The 18,337-nt window shown below is 68.7% G+C and carries 18 protein-coding genes; 12 read left to right on the forward strand and 6 right to left on the reverse strand.

Annotated elements, in window-relative coordinates:
• Positions 1-13: 13 nt before the first annotated feature.
• On the reverse strand, positions 14-745 hold the full coding sequence (locus NMI01S_RS24020) for a glucose 1-dehydrogenase (protein ID WP_063000646.1): 732 nt from the start codon (positions 743-745) through the stop codon (positions 14-16).
• A gap of 2 nt (positions 746-747) precedes the next feature.
• Positions 748-2,493, reverse strand: a complete 1,746-nt coding sequence (gene kstD, locus NMI01S_RS24025; protein WP_063000648.1) for a 3-oxosteroid 1-dehydrogenase — start codon at positions 2,491-2,493, stop codon at positions 748-750.
• A 154-nt stretch (positions 2,494-2,647) separates the two neighbouring features.
• Here kstD and NMI01S_RS24030 point away from each other — a divergent pair, with 154 nt between their 5' ends.
• The 5 genes from NMI01S_RS24030 (at position 2,648) to NMI01S_RS24050 (ending at position 7,569) form a co-directional block, all read left to right on the forward strand.
• A complete protein-coding gene (locus tag NMI01S_RS24030) occupies positions 2,648-3,775 on the forward strand; it encodes an LLM class flavin-dependent oxidoreductase (RefSeq protein ID WP_063000650.1) in 1,128 nt (375 codons plus the stop codon).
• Positions 3,776-3,910: 135 nt separating this feature from the next.
• Entirely contained in the window at positions 3,911-4,672 is a 762-nt protein-coding gene (locus NMI01S_RS24035) for a glucose 1-dehydrogenase (RefSeq protein ID WP_063000652.1), read from the forward strand.
• 157 nt (positions 4,673-4,829) lie between these two features.
• Entirely contained in the window at positions 4,830-5,783 is a 954-nt protein-coding gene (gene lipP1 / locus NMI01S_RS24040) for a LipP1 family hormone-sensitive lipase (protein ID WP_063000654.1), read from the forward strand.
• On the forward strand, positions 5,771-6,121 hold the full coding sequence (locus NMI01S_RS24045) for a VOC family protein (RefSeq protein ID WP_063000656.1): 351 nt from the start codon (positions 5,771-5,773) through the stop codon (positions 6,119-6,121). The genes lipP1 and NMI01S_RS24045 overlap by 13 nt, the downstream gene beginning before the upstream one ends.
• Positions 6,122-6,345: 224 nt before the next feature.
• Positions 6,346-7,569 carry an RtcB family protein gene (locus NMI01S_RS24050; RefSeq protein WP_063000659.1) on the forward strand — a complete coding sequence of 408 codons (1,224 nt, stop codon included), beginning with the start codon at positions 6,346-6,348 and terminating at the stop codon, positions 7,567-7,569.
• A gap of 51 nt (positions 7,570-7,620) precedes the next feature.
• Here NMI01S_RS24050 and NMI01S_RS24055 read toward each other — a convergent pair whose 3' ends face one another.
• A complete protein-coding gene (locus tag NMI01S_RS24055) occupies positions 7,621-8,100 on the reverse strand; it encodes a hypothetical protein (protein WP_062962951.1) in 480 nt (159 codons plus the stop codon).
• A gap of 149 nt (positions 8,101-8,249) precedes the next feature.
• Here NMI01S_RS24055 and NMI01S_RS24060 point away from each other — a divergent pair, with 149 nt between their 5' ends.
• The 4 genes from NMI01S_RS24060 to NMI01S_RS24075 all read left to right on the forward strand — a co-directional run bounded on the left by NMI01S_RS24060 (position 8,250) and on the right by NMI01S_RS24075 (position 13,330).
• On the forward strand, positions 8,250-9,137 hold the full coding sequence (locus NMI01S_RS24060) for an alpha/beta fold hydrolase (protein WP_063000661.1): 888 nt from the start codon (positions 8,250-8,252) through the stop codon (positions 9,135-9,137).
• A 114-nt stretch (positions 9,138-9,251) separates the two neighbouring features.
• On the forward strand, positions 9,252-11,375 hold the full coding sequence (locus NMI01S_RS24065; RefSeq protein ID WP_063000663.1) for a RecQ family ATP-dependent DNA helicase: 2,124 nt from the start codon (positions 9,252-9,254) through the stop codon (positions 11,373-11,375).
• Between the two features lie 57 nt (positions 11,376-11,432).
• Positions 11,433-12,404, forward strand: a complete 972-nt coding sequence (gene ligD / locus NMI01S_RS24070; protein WP_063000665.1) for a non-homologous end-joining DNA ligase — start codon at positions 11,433-11,435, stop codon at positions 12,402-12,404.
• Positions 12,401-13,330: a D-isomer specific 2-hydroxyacid dehydrogenase family protein gene (locus tag NMI01S_RS24075; RefSeq protein WP_063000667.1), complete on the forward strand. Its 930-nt coding sequence runs from the start codon at positions 12,401-12,403 to the stop codon at positions 13,328-13,330. Before ligD ends, NMI01S_RS24075 begins: the two co-directional genes overlap by 4 nt.
• 19 nt (positions 13,331-13,349) lie before the next feature.
• Here NMI01S_RS24075 and NMI01S_RS24080 read toward each other — a convergent pair whose 3' ends face one another.
• On the reverse strand, positions 13,350-13,811 hold the full coding sequence (locus tag NMI01S_RS24080) for a nuclear transport factor 2 family protein (RefSeq protein WP_063000669.1): 462 nt from the start codon (positions 13,809-13,811) through the stop codon (positions 13,350-13,352).
• 91 nt (positions 13,812-13,902) lie between these two features.
• Here NMI01S_RS24080 and NMI01S_RS24085 point away from each other — a divergent pair, with 91 nt between their 5' ends.
• Positions 13,903-14,499 (forward strand): TetR/AcrR family transcriptional regulator, encoded by a 597-nt coding sequence (locus tag NMI01S_RS24085; RefSeq protein WP_063000671.1) that lies wholly within the window; start codon positions 13,903-13,905, stop codon positions 14,497-14,499.
• 90 nt (positions 14,500-14,589) lie between these two features.
• On the opposite strand, the gene NMI01S_RS24090 is transcribed toward NMI01S_RS24085, so the two are convergent.
• Positions 14,590-15,864 (reverse strand): alpha/beta hydrolase family protein, encoded by a 1,275-nt coding sequence (locus NMI01S_RS24090; RefSeq protein ID WP_063000673.1) that lies wholly within the window; start codon positions 15,862-15,864, stop codon positions 14,590-14,592.
• Positions 15,865-15,945: 81 nt separating this feature from the next.
• On the opposite strand from NMI01S_RS24090, the gene NMI01S_RS24095 reads away from it, so the two are divergent.
• Entirely contained in the window at positions 15,946-16,512 is a 567-nt protein-coding gene (locus tag NMI01S_RS24095) for a helix-turn-helix domain-containing protein (RefSeq protein WP_063000675.1), read from the forward strand.
• A 148-nt stretch (positions 16,513-16,660) separates the two neighbouring features.
• Positions 16,661-17,755: a methyltransferase gene (locus NMI01S_RS24100; RefSeq protein ID WP_063000677.1), complete on the forward strand. Its 1,095-nt coding sequence runs from the start codon at positions 16,661-16,663 to the stop codon at positions 17,753-17,755.
• Between the two features lie 11 nt (positions 17,756-17,766).
• Here the strand turns inward: NMI01S_RS24100 and NMI01S_RS24105 are convergent, their stop codons facing one another.
• Positions 17,767-18,327, reverse strand: a complete 561-nt coding sequence (locus tag NMI01S_RS24105) for a hypothetical protein (protein ID WP_063000678.1) — start codon at positions 18,325-18,327, stop codon at positions 17,767-17,769.
• Positions 18,328-18,337: the final 10 nt, after the last annotated feature.

The following is an 18,337-nucleotide window of genomic DNA, read 5'->3' on the forward strand; positions in this document are numbered from 1 at the left end:
GAAATCCTTTGTGTCAGTGGGAGGTGAATCCGCCGTCGGCGACGAATTCCGAACCGGTGCTGTAACCGGACTCGTCGGAGATGAGGAACAGCACCAGATTCGCCAATTCCTCGGGGGTGCCGGGACGGGCCAGCGGCTGATCGTGGAACATCGAATTCGACCGCGCCGAATCGCTGGTCATTTCGGTCATCACCACACCGGGATGCACCGAGTTGACGCGAATTCCCATGGGCCCGAACTCTTGTGCCGCGGTTTTGGTCATCCCGCGCACCGCCCATTTGGAGGCGGTGTAGCCGAGGATGTTGGAGAAACCGATGATGCCGCCGACCGAGGAGATGTTCACGATCGACCCGCCACCGGCACGTCGCATCGATGCGACCACGGCCTTCATACCCAGGAAGACACCCACCTGGTTGACGTCGATCACCTTGCGGTAGTCCGCTTCGGCGAGCGTTTCGATCGGATCCACGTGCACGATTCCGGCGTTGTTTACCAGGCCCGAGACGGGCCCGAACGCCGATTCCGCCTGCGCGACGACATCGTTCCACGCGGATTCGTCGGTCACGTCGTGAGGGACGAACAGCGCCGCGTCACCCAGCCGCGCGGCGGTCCGCTCACCTTCCTCCGCCAGCACATCGGTGATCACGACCGAGGCGCCCTCGGAAACGAGCCGCTGCGCGAACGCCGCACCCATTCCCCGGGCAGCACCGGTGACGACGACCGTTTTACCGTCGATCCTGCCCATGGTCACTCCTGTCCCGTGCGTGCGGGCGCCGTGCGGCCGTTGATCGCCCGCTTCGACACCGATGCGGCGACCGCTTCCCGCGGTTCGCGTTCGTCGGCGAGGTGGTTGGCCGCGATGTACCCGAAGACCATGGCGGGGCCGATCGTCGCTCCGGCGCCCGCGTAGTCGTTACCCATGACCGACGCCGAATTGTTGCCCGCCGCATACAGTCCCGCGATCGGCGCATTCTGTTCGTCGAGCACGCGGGCATATTCGTCGGTGCACAGCCCGCCCTTGGTGCCCAGGTCGCCGGGCACCATTTCCACCGCGTAGAACGGTCCTCTTTCCAGCGGCGCCAGACACGGATTCGGCTGCACGGTGGGATCGCCGTAATACCGGTCGTAGGCGCAATCGCCGCGTCCGTAATCCTCGTCGCGCCCGCTGCGGGCGAAGCCGTTGAAGCGCTGCACCGTGGCGGCCAGCGTCGCGGCGGGAACACCGATCTTGTTCGCCAGCTGCTCGAGCGTATCGGCCTGGGTGATGATTCCGGCGTCGAGATATTTCTGGGGAATCGGGCGCTTCGGGAAGTTGCCCAGGAACAGATATCTGTCGCGGAAGGTCTGGTCCATGATGAAGTAGGCCGGAATATGGTCGACCCCGGCGGCCTGCTGCTCGTACATGGTGTGCACGACGTTCACATACGGGGCCGATTCGTTGACGAACCGCTCCCCCGCGTGATTGACCATGATGCCGCCGGGTTGCGCGCGTTCGGCCAGGCAGAAGAACGGCGGGCCCTCGGGGTTGCGCACCGACGGTCCCCACCAGGCGTCGTCCATGAGATCCACCGCACCGCCGGCCTTCTGGCCCGCGACGATCCCTTCGCCGACGTTCTCGGTGGCACCGACCGTCCAGTCGGTGGATTGCGGCCCGGAGATGTACTGCTTGCGCATCTCCAGGTTGTGCTCGAAACCGCCGGCCGCCAGCACCACGCCGCGGCGTGCCTTGATCAGCACCGGAACGCCCTGGTGTTCGGCGCGCACACCGACCACGGCCCCGGCTTCGGTGACCAGTTCGGTCAGCGGGGTGTTCAACCACACGGGCACGCCGGCGTCGCGCAGCGACAGCCACAGTCGTGCGGCCAGGGCCTTGCCCAGGCTCAGCGGCAGCCGGCCGCGCAGCTTGTTCGCCACCGCCTGGGCCCCCACCTTCATCGCGGTGCGCTTACCGGCCCAGGTGCGGGCGATCATGTTCAGATCGTGGAAGTCGCTGACGGTGAACGCGATTCCCTTCGGCCCCGACATGGTCGGCTGGTTGATCTTGTGCAGATCACCACCGAGCAGACGGCCGTCGATCGGAGCCGGTTCGATGCTGCGGCCCTGCGCGAGCCCGCCCGGGAATTCCGGATGGTAGTCGGAGTAGCCGCGGTCGTAGACGAACTGCCAGTACTTGCTGCGCGCACCGATGTAGCGCATCATCTCCGGCCCGTGATCGAGGAAGGCGCGCTGCTTTTCCTCCGGGACACGATCGCCCACAACAGCTTTCAGATATGTCCGAGCCAGTTCCGGGCTGTCCGGCACACCCGCGGCCTGCAGCACCGGGTTGTTCGGGATCCAGATTCCGCCGCCGGAGCGCGCGGTGGATCCGCCGAAGCTGCGGCTCTTCTCGATCATCGTCACCGACAGCCCGCGATAGGCGGCGGTCAATGCCGCGGTCATACCGGCCGCGCCCGAGCCGACGACCACCACGTCGAATTCGAATTCCTGTGTCATCCGTCCTTCTTCCCCATCGTTGCATCCGACGCTATGGCCGCTCGGCCGCGGCGACACGGCACGGTCCCGGCCAGCGGGACTTACGGCTGACCAGTACGGGTCCGGGAAGGACTATTTCGATTAGGCATACACCGCTACGACAGGGAGCACGCGGATGAAGTTCTCGATGATCTTCGAGGCCCAGATGACCGATCCGACCGCCGAGCACGAGGCGCGGGTGCTGCGCGACTGTGTGGAGCAAGCCGTGCTGGCCGACGAGATGGGCTTCGATACCGTCTGGGCCGTCGAGCACCACGGTCTCAAGTGGTACGCGCATATGAGCGCCCCCGAAATCTTCCTGACCTGGGTGGCGGCCAAGACCCAGCGCATCCGGATCGGCCACGGCGTGGTGTGTATGCCCTTCAACTTCAACCACCCGGTGCGCGCGGCCGAGCGCGCGGCGATGCTGGACGTGCTCTCCGGCGGGCGGCTGAACCTGGGCGCCGGGCGCGGTGCGACACCGGTCGAGACCTCCATGTGCGGAGTGGACCCGGAACGCACCTACGCCGAGGTCGAGGAGTCGCTGCGGATGATCGGCCGGGCCTGGCAGGATCCCGAGGGCGAATTCGAATATCACGGCGAACTGCTCGACATCGACCCGCATTCGCTGCTGCCGCGGCCGGTGCAGCGTCCGCATCCCCCGCTGTTCATGGCATGCACGAAGAAGGACACCCTGAAGTTGGCCGCCGACTACGGAATCGGCGCTCTGGTACTGGGTTTCGCGGGAGTGGAGGAGATCGCGGAACTGCGCCGCACCTACGACGAGGCGATCGCGGCCCGCACCGGTGAGCGTTTCGTCTCGACGGTGACCAACGACCACTTCGCCGCCCTGTGTCCCACCATCGTGCTCGACGACCGGGAGCGGGCACAGCAGATCGGCGCGCGCGGCCAGCGGTTCTTCGCGCAATCGATCAAGCACTACTACGGCGCCGGCCCGGTGCCCGACGAGGCCGTGGATCCGACCGTGGACGAGGTGGCGCGAATCAAGGAGGCCGCCGACGAGCACGTCGCCTACCTGCACGAGGCCAAGATTCCGGTGAAGGCGGGGTCGACCTCGGTGTTCAACGCCGACCACGCCTACGGCAGCCCGGAGGACGCCATCGCCTACGTCGAGCGACTGCGCGACGCGGGCGCCGACGAGATCCTGTGCCTGATCCAGATGGGCACCGTGCCGCAGGAGGCCTGCCTCGAGACGATCCGGCACTGGGGCGAGAAGGTCATTCCGCACTTCCGGAATCAGTGATCGGACGGCACCGATCCGCCACGGCGAACAGGACGCCGGACAACCACGCGCCGGTCTCGCTCATCGAGACTGCCGCGAGCCGAGGACGCCGGATGCGGCGCAGGATCTCGGCATATTTTCAGGAGGAGAAGTCGAATGGTCGATCTCACAGGCAAAGTCGCAGTGATCACCGGCGCGGCGCGCGGACAGGGCGCGGCGGAGGCACGCCTGTTCGTCGAACGCGGTGCGCGGGTCGTTCTCACCGACGTACTCGACGCCGACGGAAAGCAGTTGGCCGACGAACTCGGCGAGGCGGCGCGCTTCGTCCGCCACGACGTCACCTCCGCCGACGACTGGAATGCCGCTGTCGCGGTGGCCCTTTCGGAATTCGGCGGGCTCGACGTGCTGGTGAACAACGCCGCGATCTATACCGCGAAACCTCTCACGGACACCACGCCGGAAGAACTGGAGAAGATTCTGCAGGTCAACCTGGTGGGCGCGTTCCGGGGCATCCGGTCGGTGGTGGGGCCGATGTCCGAGACGGGCGGGTCGATCGTGAACATCTCGTCGCAGGCCGGGCTCGAGGGCCTGATGGGACACTCCGCCTACGGCAGCTCCAAATGGGGCCTGCGCGGGCTCACCAAGACCGCGGCACTCGAATTGGGCCCCAAGGGCATTCGCGTCAACTCCGTGCACCCGGGTCCGATCGCGACCCCGATGGTCCCGTATCTGACCACCGGTCCGGGCAGCTTCCCGACCCTGCCGCTGCAGCGCACCGGTGTGCCGGAAGAGGTCGCCGAGCTGGTCGCCTTCCTCGCCTCGGACGCGTCGTCATATGTCACCGGCGCGGAGGTCACCGTCGACGGCGGACTCGCCGCGGGCAAGTTCATGCCGCCGGAGCCGCAGGACGCGCAGTGAGCAGGCGATACGCGCCAGGCCGGAGGTGCAGTGCCGGCGGGCCGGAGACCCGAGGTGGCGTGGCCGGTGGCCCGCGCGCGGGCCACCGGCCACCAGCGGGTGAGAGCTCGGCCCCGCGGGCCGCCGCACCCGGGAGTGCGGGCTCGGGCGGTGCCTCATGGCGATGACGCCGCGAACCCGGGCGGTCGTCAACGCCGCGACCGCCGCGTTTCCGAAGCTGGGAACCGACGTACTCGACGCCGCCGAGGCGAGACGGCAGCTCGCGGCGCGGACCCCGGCGGCCGTCGAGCCGATTCCGATTGCGGCCGTGCGCGATTCGACAGTCACCGGCGCCGACGGCGCCGACATTCCGGTGCGCATCTACACGCCGCGCGCCGGCGGCGAGCCGCTGCCGGTCGTCATGTTCTGCCACGGCGGCGGTTTCGTGATCTGCAGTCTCGACAGCCACGATCAGTTCTGCCGGACGCTGGCGAACGAGACCGGCGCACTGGTGGTGTCGGTGGATTATCGCCAGGCGCCGGAACATCGGTTCCCGGCCGCCGCGCAGGACGCGTACGCCGTGCTGCGCTGGATCGGCGCGGCCATAGCCCAGCACGGCGGCGACCCCGCCCGGATCGCCGTGGCCGGTGACAGTGCGGGCGGCAATCTGGCGGCGGTCACGGCGCTGATGGCCCGCGATCTGGGCGGCCCGGCGGTGGCCGCGCAGTTGCTCATGTACCCGATGCTGGATCCGGCTCGCGCGAGCGCGTCGTACCGGGACAACGCGCAGGGCTATTTCGTCACCGACGACCATCTGCGCTGGTACTGGGAGCAGTACCTCGGCGACGCCGACGGCACCGATCCGTATGCGGCGCCTCTGCTGGCAGACCCCGCCGGTCTGCCACCGGCGCATATCGCCACCGCCGAGTACGACCCGCTGCGCGACGAGGGCGAGGCCTACGGGGCGCACCTGGCCGGGGCCGGCGTCCCCGTCGAGGTGCACCGCTACGAGGGTATGTTCCACGGGTTCATGACCATGGGCGATGTGCTGCCGGAAACCGGCGTCGCGAATGAACGCGCTTTCGCGGCACTGCGCCGGGCGTTCGCTGTGCCCCAGGAGTGCGCGCGGTGACCGTCCAGCGTGCCGGGGCCGCGTTTCCGTCCGAAAATCTTTCCGCCACAGTGGAATTGCTCTCCGCACTGGTGGGCGTGCCGACCGTGCACGACGGCGACCGCTGGGCGCAGTTCGATATCGGCGGCACCCGCGTCATGCTGGCCGGGACCGATCGCGACGAGCAGACCCCCTTCCTCGCGATCAAGGTCGACAACCTCGACGAAACGCTCGACATGCTGCGCACGAAGGGCTTCGCGGTCGCCGACCCGCACACCGGCCCGCACGAGCGCCGCGCGGTGATCCGCCCTGCCGGCGAAACATCCTGGCACATAGCGGTTTACGAGCCGCTCGCCTGATCCGCGGATCGCGCGCGGGACCGGCGCGCATTCCGACTTCGGCGCACTGCCGCCGGCGCGGCCGGCCCGGCGCCGCGTCCACAGCAGGCGGCGGCCCGGATGGCACGTGGATATCCGGGCCGATGGGCGGTGAGCCACTCGCCGTCGACGGAATATCGGGGTGCGCCGGGGGCCCGTGATCCCTACCGTGAACAGGGAGAGTTGTTCACGAAAGGATCGAGATCATGTTTCCCGTCGAGCTGCGCGGCACCAAGGCGCAGACGCTCATGTGGGCCCACGAGCACGAGGTCGAGCCGGCCGCGCTGCAGCAGCTGCGCACCCTCGCCCAACTGGAATGGGTCTACGGCGTCCGCGTGATGCCCGACGTGCACCTCGGCAAGGGAGCCACGGTCGGGTCCGTCATCGCCATGAAGGACGCGGTCGCCCCGGCCGCCGTGGGCGTCGATATCGGCTGTGGAATGGAAGCGGTCCGGACCTCGCTGACCGCCTCCGATCTGCCGGACGATCTGCATTCGCTGCGCTCGCGCATCGAGGCCGCCGTGCCGGTCGGATTCAACGCGCACAAGGAGCCGGTGAAGGTCACCCGCCTGCCGATGGATGTGCACGGCCGCCGGGCGGCCGGCGCCACGGTGCGCGCCGGGTGGTCCGCGTTCTGGAGCCGGTTCGGCGATCTCGATCCGGCGGTGCGGCAGCGAGAGTCCAAGGCGCACAAGCAGATGGGCACGCTCGGCGGCGGCAACCACTTCATCGAGGTCTGCCTCGACACCGACCAGCACGTGTGGATTCTGCTGCACTCCGGAAGCCGCAATATCGGCAAGGAACTGGCGGAGCGGCATATCGCCGTGGCGCGCACCCTGCCGCAGAACCGGGACCTGCCGGATCGCGATTTGGCCGTATTTCTTTCCGGCACACCGGAAATGGACGCCTACCGTCGCGATCTCAGCTGGGCGCAGGAGTACGCGGCCCGCAACCGGGCGGTGATGCTCGACCTGGTGTGCGCAGCCGTGCGTGACGAATTCGATGCGCTGGCAGTGCGTTTCGACGAGCCGATCTCCTGCCACCACAACTACGTATCGGAGGAGATCGTCGACGGCATGCCGATGCTGGTGACCCGCAAGGGCGCGGTCCGGGCCGGCGCCGGTGACCTCGCCCTGATCCCCGGATCCATGGGCACCCGCTCGTATGTGGTGCGAGGCAAGGGAAATCCCGCGTCGTTCCAGTCGGCCTCGCACGGTGCGGGCCGGCGCATGAGCCGTAATGCGGCCAAGCGGCAGTTCACCGTCGCGGATCTGATCGCGCAGACCGACGGTGTGGAGTCCCGCAAGGACGCCGGGGTGATCGACGAGATCCCCGCGGCCTACAAGGACATCGACGCCGTCATCGCGGCCCAGAGCGATCTGGTCGAGGTGGTCGCGACACTGCGTCAGGTGCTGTGCGTGAAGGGCTGAAAGCGGATTCGTTCCGGCATGCCGGCGCTCGGCGTGCCGGAACGGCCGCATCTACTTGCGCAGGACACCCACCAGGCCCGCGCCCAGCAGCATCATGCCCGAGATCAGGGCGAAACCGTAGGTCACCCAGGAGTGCAACGCCACCTGCATCGTGGCGTCGGTGAAGGGCAGGTCGCCGATCAGGCGGAAGGTGTCGTCCGGGTACAGCAGATGCAGCACGCCGGGAAAGATCCCCCACACCAGGCTGGCCACGATCGTGCCCACCGGCGAGAACGCGGCCATCGCCGCGACGAACAACAGCAGCAGGGAGCCGCCGAAGATCTCCAGCGCCGCGGTCCAGCGGTCGGTCACCGCACCCACGATGACCCAGTACCGGATATCGGCTCCGCCCTTGGCGGCGAACGCGATTCCGATGGGCGTCACGATCAGCCCGAACAACACACCCGAGAGGGTCCGGCTGGTGACCCCGCGACTTTGGAACTGCGCGCCCGGAGGAGCCCAATCCGCAGGTGATTCGAACTTCTTGGCCATCGCCCGTTCCTCCCGCATTGCCGCGCATGCCAGTGGACCTCGCAGTCCGATCGCCCTCATTGTCCTGCCTCGCGGCCGAAAATGCCCGACGCCGGGCGGAAAACGTTCGTGGCGTGGCGGTCCCGGGTTGCCGGTGGTTAGCATCGGCTATGCCCTCGACATCAGGATCTGCCCGACCGCCCGAGATTCCCGGAGTGCGCCGCAGTTTCATCGAGGCCCGCGGCGTGCGATTCCACGTCACCGAAGCGGGGGTGCCCGACGGCCGGCCGGTGCTGTTGCTGCACGGATGGCCGCAGCACCACTACGCCTACCGGCATCTGCTCGCCGATCCTCCCGCCGGGCTGCGCCTCATCGCCCCGGACCTGCCGGGATACGGCTGGTCCGGTCCGCCGCCGCATCGCTGGGCCAAGGAGGACGTCGCCTCGGATCTGCTGGCGCTGGTCGACGAGCTGGAACTGCCGCGGCTGTTGCTCGCCGGTCACGACTGGGGCGGGTTCGTCGGATTCCTGATGGTGCTGCGGGAGCCGGAGCGGTTCGAGGGTTATCTGCCACTCAATATCGCGCACCCGTGGATCACCGCCCGGACCTTCGCCCCGCACGCCTGGCGTTTCCTGATGTATCAGCCGCTGGTGGCCACCTTCGGCGTGCCGCTGCAGCGGTACACGCCGTTCGTCGATCGCCTGTTGCGGCTCAACGCCGACGCACGGCGCACCTTCTCCCCGGAACTCGCCGGGATCTACGGCGACCGCTTCCACGATCCGGTGGTGGCCCGCGCGGCCACCGACACCTACCGCACCTTCTGGTTGCGGGAGATTCCCGCCGCCCGCCATCCGGAACGCCGCCGCGCCACGATCCCGATCCGTGCGCTGTTCGGCACCGGCGATGCGGCCATCCACCCGTCGCTGGCGGCCGCGGAGACCGCACGGGCCGACGACTATACCGTCGAATACGTGCACGGCTGCGGGCATTTCATTCCGGAGGAGCGACCGGACCTGGTGCGGGATCGGCTGCTGGCGCTGGCCGCCGAAACCGGTTAGACCGCGCCTCGACCGCTCTTCCCATCATCTGCGGGCCCGTGTCGGAACCACGTTTCCGGGCGCGGGGTGCGGCTGTAGCCGGATGGTGGCCAGGTGTCGGAGGGGTCGGGCACGATGGAGCGCGTGACTACCACCGAGCTGCGCGAATCCGCCGAATCCCTGTTGCGCGAGCTGGCCGGGCCGGGGGCGCGCCTGCGCGAGGATCAGTGGACGGCCATCGAGGCGCTGGTCGTCCAGCGGCGGCGGGCGCTGGTCGTCCAGCGCACCGGCTGGGGCAAATCGGCGGTGTACTTCATCGCCGCGCGGTTGCTGCGGTCCCAGGGGCGCGGGCCGACGGTGATCGTGTCGCCGCTGCTGGCCTTGATGCGCAACCAGGTCGCGGCCGCGCGCCGGGCGGGAGTGGTCGCGGAGACCATCAACTCCGGCAACGTCACCGAATGGGACGAGATTCACCAGCGCGTCGCCGCCGGTGCGGTCGATGTGCTGCTCGTCAGCCCGGAACGACTGAACAACCCCGATTTCCGCGATTCGGTGCTTCCCAAGCTGGCCGCCGACGCCGGCCTGGTGGTGGTGGACGAGGCGCACTGCATTTCCGACTGGGGTCACGATTTCCGTCCCGACTACCGCCGCATCCGCACTTTGATCGCCGACCTCGGCGAGGACATTCCGGTGCTGGCGACCACCGCCACCGCCAACAACCGAGTGGTCACCGATGTCGCCACCCAGATCGGCACCGACACCCTGGTGCTGCGCGGCACCCTGGACCGGGAATCACTGCATCTGTCCGTGGTGCGGATCGACGATGCCGTCCAGCGGACCACCTGGCTCAGCCGGCAACTGGGGGAACTGCCCGGTTCCGGAATCATCTACACACTCACCGTCGCGGCCGCCCACGACCTCGCCGACGTTCTCACCGACCACGGGTACCCCGTCGCGGCCTACACCGGTCGCACCGAACCCGGGGAACGCGAAACCCTCGAACAGGCACTGCTGGACAACGACGTGAAGGCGCTGGTCGCCACGTCGGCGCTCGGCATGGGCTTCGACAAACCCGACCTCGGCTTCGTGGTCCACGTCGGCGCACCCTCCTCCCCCATCGCCTACTACCAACAGGTCGGCCGCGCCGGACGCGGACTGGTGCCGGACGCCTCGTGCCCGCCCGGCGGGGCGGCCCGCGCGGAGGTCATCCTGTTGCCGGGGCCCGAGGACCGGCGGATCTGGAATTACTTTGCGTCCGTGGCCTTTCCGCGAGAGCTGGTGGTGCGGTCGGTGCTGTCCGCCCTGGACTACGAACGCCCGATGTCCACGGTGGCTCTCGAACCCCTGGTGGAACTGAGCCGGTCGCGGTTGGAGATGGTGCTGAAGGTGCTGGATGTGGACGGCGCGGTGCGGCGGGTGCGCGGCGGCTGGCTCGCCACCGGTGAACCGTGGACCTACGACACCGAACGCTACGAGCGCCTCGACCGGGCGCGAGAAGCGGAACAGCAGGCCATGCTCGAGTATCAGAGCACCACCGAGTGCCGGATGAACTTCCTGCGCCGCCAACTCGACGATCCGGGCCTCGACCCGGACGCGCCCGGCTGCGGTCGCTGCGACAACTGCACCGGCCGCCGTTTCGACACCTCGGTCGACGCCGGCGAGGTGGCCACCATCAGGGCCCGGCTGGACCGGCCCGGAATCGATCTGCTCCCTCGCAAGCAATGGCCGACCGGACTGTCGAAGTTGGGAGTTCCGTTGTCCGGCAAGATATCCGACGGCCCCGAGGTCGGCCGGGTGCTGGGCCGGCTCAGCGATCTCGGGTGGGGTCAGCGCCTGCGAACCCTGCTCGACGCGCCCGACGGCCCGGCGCCCGACCATATCGTCGACGCCTGTATCGCCGTGCTGCGGGAATGGAAGTGGACGCAACGTCCCGGGGCGGTGATGGCCCTGCAATCGGCGACGCATCCGGCACTGGCCGCCGACCTGGCCGCCCGCCTGGCCCGCATCGGCCGTCTCACCGATCTCGGAGTCCTGCACACCCGCCCCGACCGGCCACCGGTCTCGGCGGCCAACTCCGCCCACCGCGTGGCGGCTCTGTTCGACTCGTGGGAGGCCCCCGACCTCACCGGCCTCGACACTCCCGTCCTGCTGGTCGACACCCACACCGACACCGGCTGGACCCTCACCCTCGCCGCCCGGACCCTCCGCCACGCCGGCGCCCCCGCGGTCCTTCCCTTCGCCCTGGCGACTCCGACGTGAGGTACGGACGCGGCGCGTGGAGTGCTCGGCGTTCGATCACCCACTATCGTCGATCCGGTGACCAGTAAGTCGACGCCGGCCGTGGAGTTGACGGTCGGCGAGCATACGGTGCGGGTGTCGAATCCGGATCGGGTGTACTTCCCGGAGCTCGGGGCGACCAAACTCGATCTGGTGCAGTACTACCTGAGCGTCGGCGACGGAATCGTCAACGCCCTGCGCGACCGGCCGTGCATGCTGCATCGTTTCCCGAAGGGATTGCCGGGCGGGAAAGTGCATCAGAAGCGGCTCCCGGCGGGGGCGCCGGACTGGATTCCGACTGTGCGCGTGCACTTTCCGCGCTACAACCGGCACGCGGACGAACTGTGCGTACAAGAACTGGCGGACGTAATCTGGGCGGTGCAGATGTCGACGGTGGAGTTCCATCCGTGGAACTCGCGCCGATTCGACACCGAGAAGCCCGACGAATGGCGCATCGATCTGGATCCGATGCCGGATTGCCCGTGGTCGCGGGTCCAGCGTGTCGCGGAGGTCGCGCACGAGGTCCTCGACGAGCTGGGCGCGGTCGGCTGGCCCAAGACCTCCGGCGGCCACGGCCTGCACATCTACGTGCGCATCGCCCCCGAGCACGGCTTCCAGCAGGTGCGCCGCGCCGCGCTGGCCTTCGCGCAGGAGGTCGAGCGCCGCGCCCCCGACGATGTGACCACCACCTGGTGGCGTCGCGATCGCGATCCGGCACTGCTGTTCGTCGACTACAACCAGAACGCCCGCGATCACACGATCGCCGCCGCCTACTCGGTACGCGGCAATGCCGCCGCGACCGTCTCGACTCCGGTGCGGTGGAACGAGATTGCCGACATCGAACCGAATGACTTCACCATCAACACCGTCCCCGCCCGCTATGCCGAACTCGGCGATCTGCACGCGGGCATCGACGACGCGGTCTTCGACCTGGATACGCTGCTGGAATGGGCCGACCGTGACCGGGTAGAGGTGGACCTCGACGAAGACGAAGGAGTACACGACGCATGACCGGCGCAGCCCGCATCGCTCTGGCACCGCTCAGCAGTGACCTTCTGGAACAGGCGATCACCGGCGCGGGAGCGCGGCTTTCGGAGTTGAGCGACGCGCGGGCGCTGGTGTGGGACGGCGGTCCGAACGGATTCCCCGATCTGCCCGAGTCGATCGAATGGGTGCAGTTGTACTCGGCCGGGGTCGAGGAGTTCTTCGACGCCGGCATCTTCGATCGCCATCCGAATGTGGTATTCACCTCGGCGGCAGGCGCTTTCGCCAAGAGCGTTGCCGAGGCGACGATGGCGCTGCTGCTCGCGGGCGTGCGCTACCTGCCGGAGCACATCCGCGCCCACAGCTGGCGGCAGACCGAGTTCTTTCCGCACGTCGGCACCTTGCGCGGGGCGACCGTCGCGGTGGTCGGCGCGGGCGGTATCGGCCGTGAGGTCATCGCCATGCTGGAGCCGTTCGGAGCCCGGGTGATCGCCGTCAACCGCTCCGGCCGCCCGGTCGACGCCCCCAATGTGATGGAAACGATTCCCGCGGAACGGATTTCGGAGATCTGGGCTCGCACCGATCACGTGGTCGTCGCCGCGCCCGCGACCGACGGCACCCGCCACCTGATCGGCAAAGACGAACTGACTCAACTGAAACCGCATTCGTGGGTGATCAACGTCGCCCGCGGGTCGCTCATCGACACCGAAGCCCTGGTCGCCGCACTGCGGGAGGGCATCGTCGGCGGGGCGGGCCTGGACGTCACCGATCCCGAACCGCTCCCCGACGGCCATCCACTCTGGGACCTCCCGAATGTGATCATCACCCCGCACGATTCCAATCCGCCGCAGCTGCGTACGGCCGCGTTCGCCGACCACGTCGCCGCGAATGTCGCCCGCTTCGTGCGGGGACGGGAGCTCGTCGCACGGATCGATCCGGAGGCCGGCTACTGATCACCGCCCGTGCCGGTGACTACCGCAGGGGGATGTCCACCCCGTGCTCCCCGGCCGGACGCGGGCCGAATATCCGGCGTTCCGCCTCGCTGATCGGCACGTCGTTGATGCTCGCCTCCCGGCGCGCCATCAACCCTTCGTCGGTGAATTCCCACAGCTCGTTGCCATAGCTGCGCCACCATTGACCGGTACGGTCGTGCCATTCGTACTGGAATCGGACGGCCATGCGGTTTCCGCGGAATCCCCACAGGCTCTTGCGGAGCGCGTAGTCGAGTTCGCGTTCCCACTTCGCGGTCAGGAATTCGACGATCTGCGCCCGGCCGGTGATGAATTCGTCCCGGTTCCGCCAGGTCGAGTCGGGGGTGTAGGCGAGCGCGACCTGGTGCGGATCCCGGGTGTTCCACGCATCCTCGGCCGCCTGCACCTTCTGCGCGGCGGTTTCCGGGGTGAACGGCGGATAGGGCGGTCGAGCTTCGGACATCGGATTCCTGCCTCTCCGCGGAGAACGTTCGTTCTCCACCGATGCGTTACGGTAGGGAACGTACGTTCTCGATGTCAAGGGAGTCCCGGCCATGCCCGCCACGCTCAGCGCCGAACGGAATGCGTCCGACCGCGCGGCGCTGCTCGACGCCGCCGAGGAGTTGATGTACGCGCACGGCGTCCAGGCCGTCGGAATGGATCGGATCCGCGACGCGTCCGGCTTGTCGCTGAAGCGGATCTATGCCCTCTATCCGACCAAGGAAGACCTCGTCGTGGCGATGCTGCGCCGCCGCGACGAACGGTGGCGACACGCGCTGGCCCGGTACGTCGAACGAGTCGACGATCCGGTCCGGCGTGTCGAGGCGGTATTCCACTGGCTACGAGACTGGTTCGGCGAGCAAGGTTTTCGCGGCTGCGCGTGGATCAACATGCACGGCGAGCTCGGCGCCGAGTCACCGGCGGTCCGCGCGGAAGTGCGCGCACACAAGGCCGCCTTCCGCGACATGATCGCCGGCTGGGTCGCCGCCACCGGATCCGACGCCGCCGACGCGATCTACCTGCTCGCCGAGGGAGCCATCGTCACCGCCGGTATCACCGGCGAGACAGCGGTCGCCTCGACCGCCGAAGCCGCTGCCGCGCAGATACTTTCGGCTCCCGGCGGTGACCGGAGAGATCAGCTCGGATCGTAGGGAGGCAGCGGGCCGGATCGTGGCCCGATCGCGAACGCATGACAGCGCGGACCGCCTCCGGCCGACTCTCGTCCCGACCCGACGGGAGCCCTACGATCGTCCGCCGACCGCCTCGGCGTCCGGCTCCGCCTCAGTGACCGCCGTCATCCAGACCGCGATATCGGCGACGACAGCCCCATCGACATGTTGTGGCGCTGCATAGTCCGACGGCCGCGAGGTTCCGCTACCCGTGAAGAACATGTGGTCATCGGATTCGTACACGCGAATATCCACGTCGTCCCGGTCACCGAGTCCCCGGTCCCATCCGGCCAGGTCGTCGACGACGGTGACCTGATAATCGCGTCCGCCCTGGGCGATGAACATGGGCTTGCGCACCGTGATCGCGGTGGCGACCGGGTCGTATTCGCGAAGGTCCAGCCAGGTACCGGCCGCGAGCCCCAGGGGCAGCTCACCGGCCGGAGTGGATTCGGACAGATCGGCGCGTTCCACTCGTTCGGCCTGGGCGAGAAGTTCCTCGGGATCCGGCAGCATTGCTCGCGCGGACTCCGGCGCGACCGTCATCAGATACCGCGCGACGCGCACCGCCGCGCGCTGCATCGGCTGTGTATCGGCGGACAGCAGGATCAAACCGGCGATCGTCGGTTCGGCCACCGCGACGCGCGGCGCGTATCTGCCGCCCATGCTGTGGCCGAGGACGAATATCCGGCGCGGATCGACGTCGGCACGCGCCCGGAGCGCCCGGACCGCCGCGACCGCCGGCGGCACGTAATCGGCGGTCGGAGGGATTTCCGCCCAGTTCCCGCCGCGCGCCGCTTCGAGATGGCTCGGCTTGTCGAAGCGCAGCACGATCACCCCGCCGGTGGCCAGACCCCAAGCGATGTCCTTCATCGTCTTGTTCGCACCGGCCGTCCCGTCGCGATCGAAAGGCCCACCGCCGCCGAGCAATACGACCGCGGGACGCGGCGTGGCGCCACGACGCGGAACGCTCACCGTGCCCGGGACCGGACCGGCCGCGGTCGCGAGGTCGATCTCCTCCTCGTCGAACGCCGCCGCGTCGGCGTAGTGCGGCGGCTGCCACAGCGCCACATCGTGCACGATGCGCAGGCCGCCCAGTTTCCCGCGCACGACCGACAGCAGGACCGTCGCCTCCCGGTCCGGGACCGGTACCGCCACTACGCCGTCGCGGACCTCCGCCGCACCGGGCGTCGCCTCCGGCCCGATCTCGCGATGCCAAGCGGCGGTGAGGTTCTCCAGCGACAGCAGTGCGCGCAGCGATGTCCCGAAATGCTCGTAGGCCTCGCCGAATCGGCCCGCGCACAGCATGCGGACCACGGCCTCACCCAGTGCGGCGTCGTTGCGGTTCATCGGACCCTCCCTTACACCGCGCATCTCGGCGGATATCGTTCTCAACTTTGAGAAAGGTAGCAAGGATGAGAAGATTTGCCAATGGGACCGATGGAACTGCTGGCACATCCGGTGCGCCTGCGCATCGTGCACGCGATGTCCGGCGGCCATACGCTGACCACCGCGCAATTGTGCGCGCGACTTCCCGACGTCTCGAAAGCCACGATCTATCGCCACGTGGATCTACTGACCAGCGGCGGGATTCTCGAGGTGACCGAGGAGCGGCGGGTGCGCGGGGCGGTGGAGCGGCATTATCGGCTGCGCCGCGAGCGCGCCGTCATCGACACCGACGCGGTAGCCGCCGCGAGCCGTGACGATCATCGCGCCGTCTTCACCACCGCGATGACCATCCTGCTCGCGGAGTTCAACACCTATCTCGATCGCGAGAACGCCGATCCCGCAACCGACTCCGTCGGATACCGCCAGCATGCGCTGTGGCTCGACCCAGCCGAGCTGGCGGACCTCATCGCCGATATGCGTGCCGCGATCCTCCCGCACCTGAACAACGAGCCGGCCGACGGCCGGAGACACTATCTGTTGAGTCCCATACTCTTTCCGATCGGGGACATGCACGCCGAGAGCCAGGACGGAGCCGACGCCACGGAGTGAGACACCCGCGGCACGACACGGCGGGCAATCCGCCACTCTTGTCGGCAAACGACAGGGGGACCTGACCGAGCAGCGGTTCCGCACCGGCGAGGGCGGTGACGCCGTAGGCTGCGAGCGCGACCCTGTCCGCCGATCGGAGGAGTTGTGCATGGTGTTCGGGTTACCGAAACTGCCGCCGCTACCGCTGGTGCGGGCCGTCGGGACCGTTCGCTACGCGCTGGGCGAAGCCTATCGGCGGTTGGCGCCGGCGCCGCTGTCGTTGATGGAATTGCTGGCAGCGGGGTGGTTGGCGCAGGCGATTCACGCGGCGGCGGCACTGGGGATCGCCGATGAGCTGGCGCGGGGACCGCTCACCGGCGCGGAGCTGGCGCGGCGGGTGGGTGCGGACGAGGACGCGCTGCGCCGGTTGTTACGACTGCTGATCAGCCACGGCATCTTCGCGCAGCGCCGCGACGGGCGCTACGCGCTGACCCCGGCCGCCCGCGCCCTGTGCCGCGACTCCCCGGAGTCGCTGCGCGATGCGGCCCTGTTCTTCGGGTCGGCCACCCATCGAGCGCATTGGACGCATGTGGTCGATGCGGTACGCACGGGCAATCCGGTGGGACCGCAGGTGGACGGCGCTCCCTTCTTCGAATACATCCGCACCGACCGGCAATTCGGCGACCTGTTCGACCGCGCGATGACCAGCATCGGATCGCTCACCACGGAATCGCTGTTCGCCGCTTACGATTTCGGCCGCTTCTCGACAATCGTCGACGTGGGCGGCGGACGCGGCGCGATGCTCACCGAAATCCTCTCGCGCGCACCCGAAACCCGGGGCGTCCTGTTCGACCTGCCCGATGTGGTGGCCGGTGCGGCGGAGCGCTTCGCCGCCAGGGGATTCGACGGGCGGGCCGAGGTGGCGCCGGGGTCATTCTTCGAATCGGTTCCGGCGGGCGCGGAAGCGTACCTGCTCAAACATGTGATTCACGATTGGCCGGATGCGCGAGCCGAACAGATCCTGCGGACCGTGCGCGCCGCGATGACGTCGCCCGCCCGGTTGATCATCGTGGAAATCGTTCTGCCTGAGGACAATCGCCCGCATCCGGGCAAGTACACCGACCTGGAGATGCTGATCAACAGTGGCGGCCGCGAGCGCACCGCTGGTGACTACCGCGACCTGCTCGCGCGCTGCGGTTTCGCGCTGACCCGCATCACCGAGACGGTGTCACCGGAATCCGTGATCGAGGCACGGCCGGTGTAGGACCGCCCGCGCTATCGCGCACCGCGCGGACGCCGGCGCGGGCGAGCGATGCCGACGTGCTGCTCGACCAGTTCGCCCCACCAGTTGGCCAGTGAGCCGACCAGAAACCATGCGGCCCTGACTCGTTCGTCGTCGACCGTCTCGGCGTCGCGCAGCAGGACGGTGGCGCGCACCTGGGCGGCGGCGAGTCCGTCGACGGCCGCACCGAGGGAACGCGCATGGGCCGCGGCGGCAGTGCGGTCGCTGACCCAGCGGTCGATGTGGACGACGATTTCCCTTCTGCGGCAGTCGATCTCCGCCGCGCGAACCGGCGAGCGACGGCGGGCGAGATGAAGTTCGGCCAGTTGGCGAGCGGCCCGGGTGACCGGATGGTCGTCGGCCTGGTCGCCGAGATGGCCACAGCAGGCGGCGAGAAGTTCGTGCCCGCCGGGTATCTCGTGATGGAGTCCGGCGGCCGTGCCCGGGGCGCCCGTCCCCACGGCGCCCCGGTCCACCGCAGCGGCGCACCGGCCGCGCAGCCCACCCGGGCCGGTCCGCGCGGCGCGGCCGGACGGCTGCGAGGCGGCGGACATCGGATACCTC

Source organism: Nocardia mikamii NBRC 108933 (assembly GCF_001613505.1).
GTDB classification, from domain to species: Bacteria; Actinomycetota; Actinomycetes; order Mycobacteriales; family Mycobacteriaceae; genus Nocardia; species Nocardia mikamii.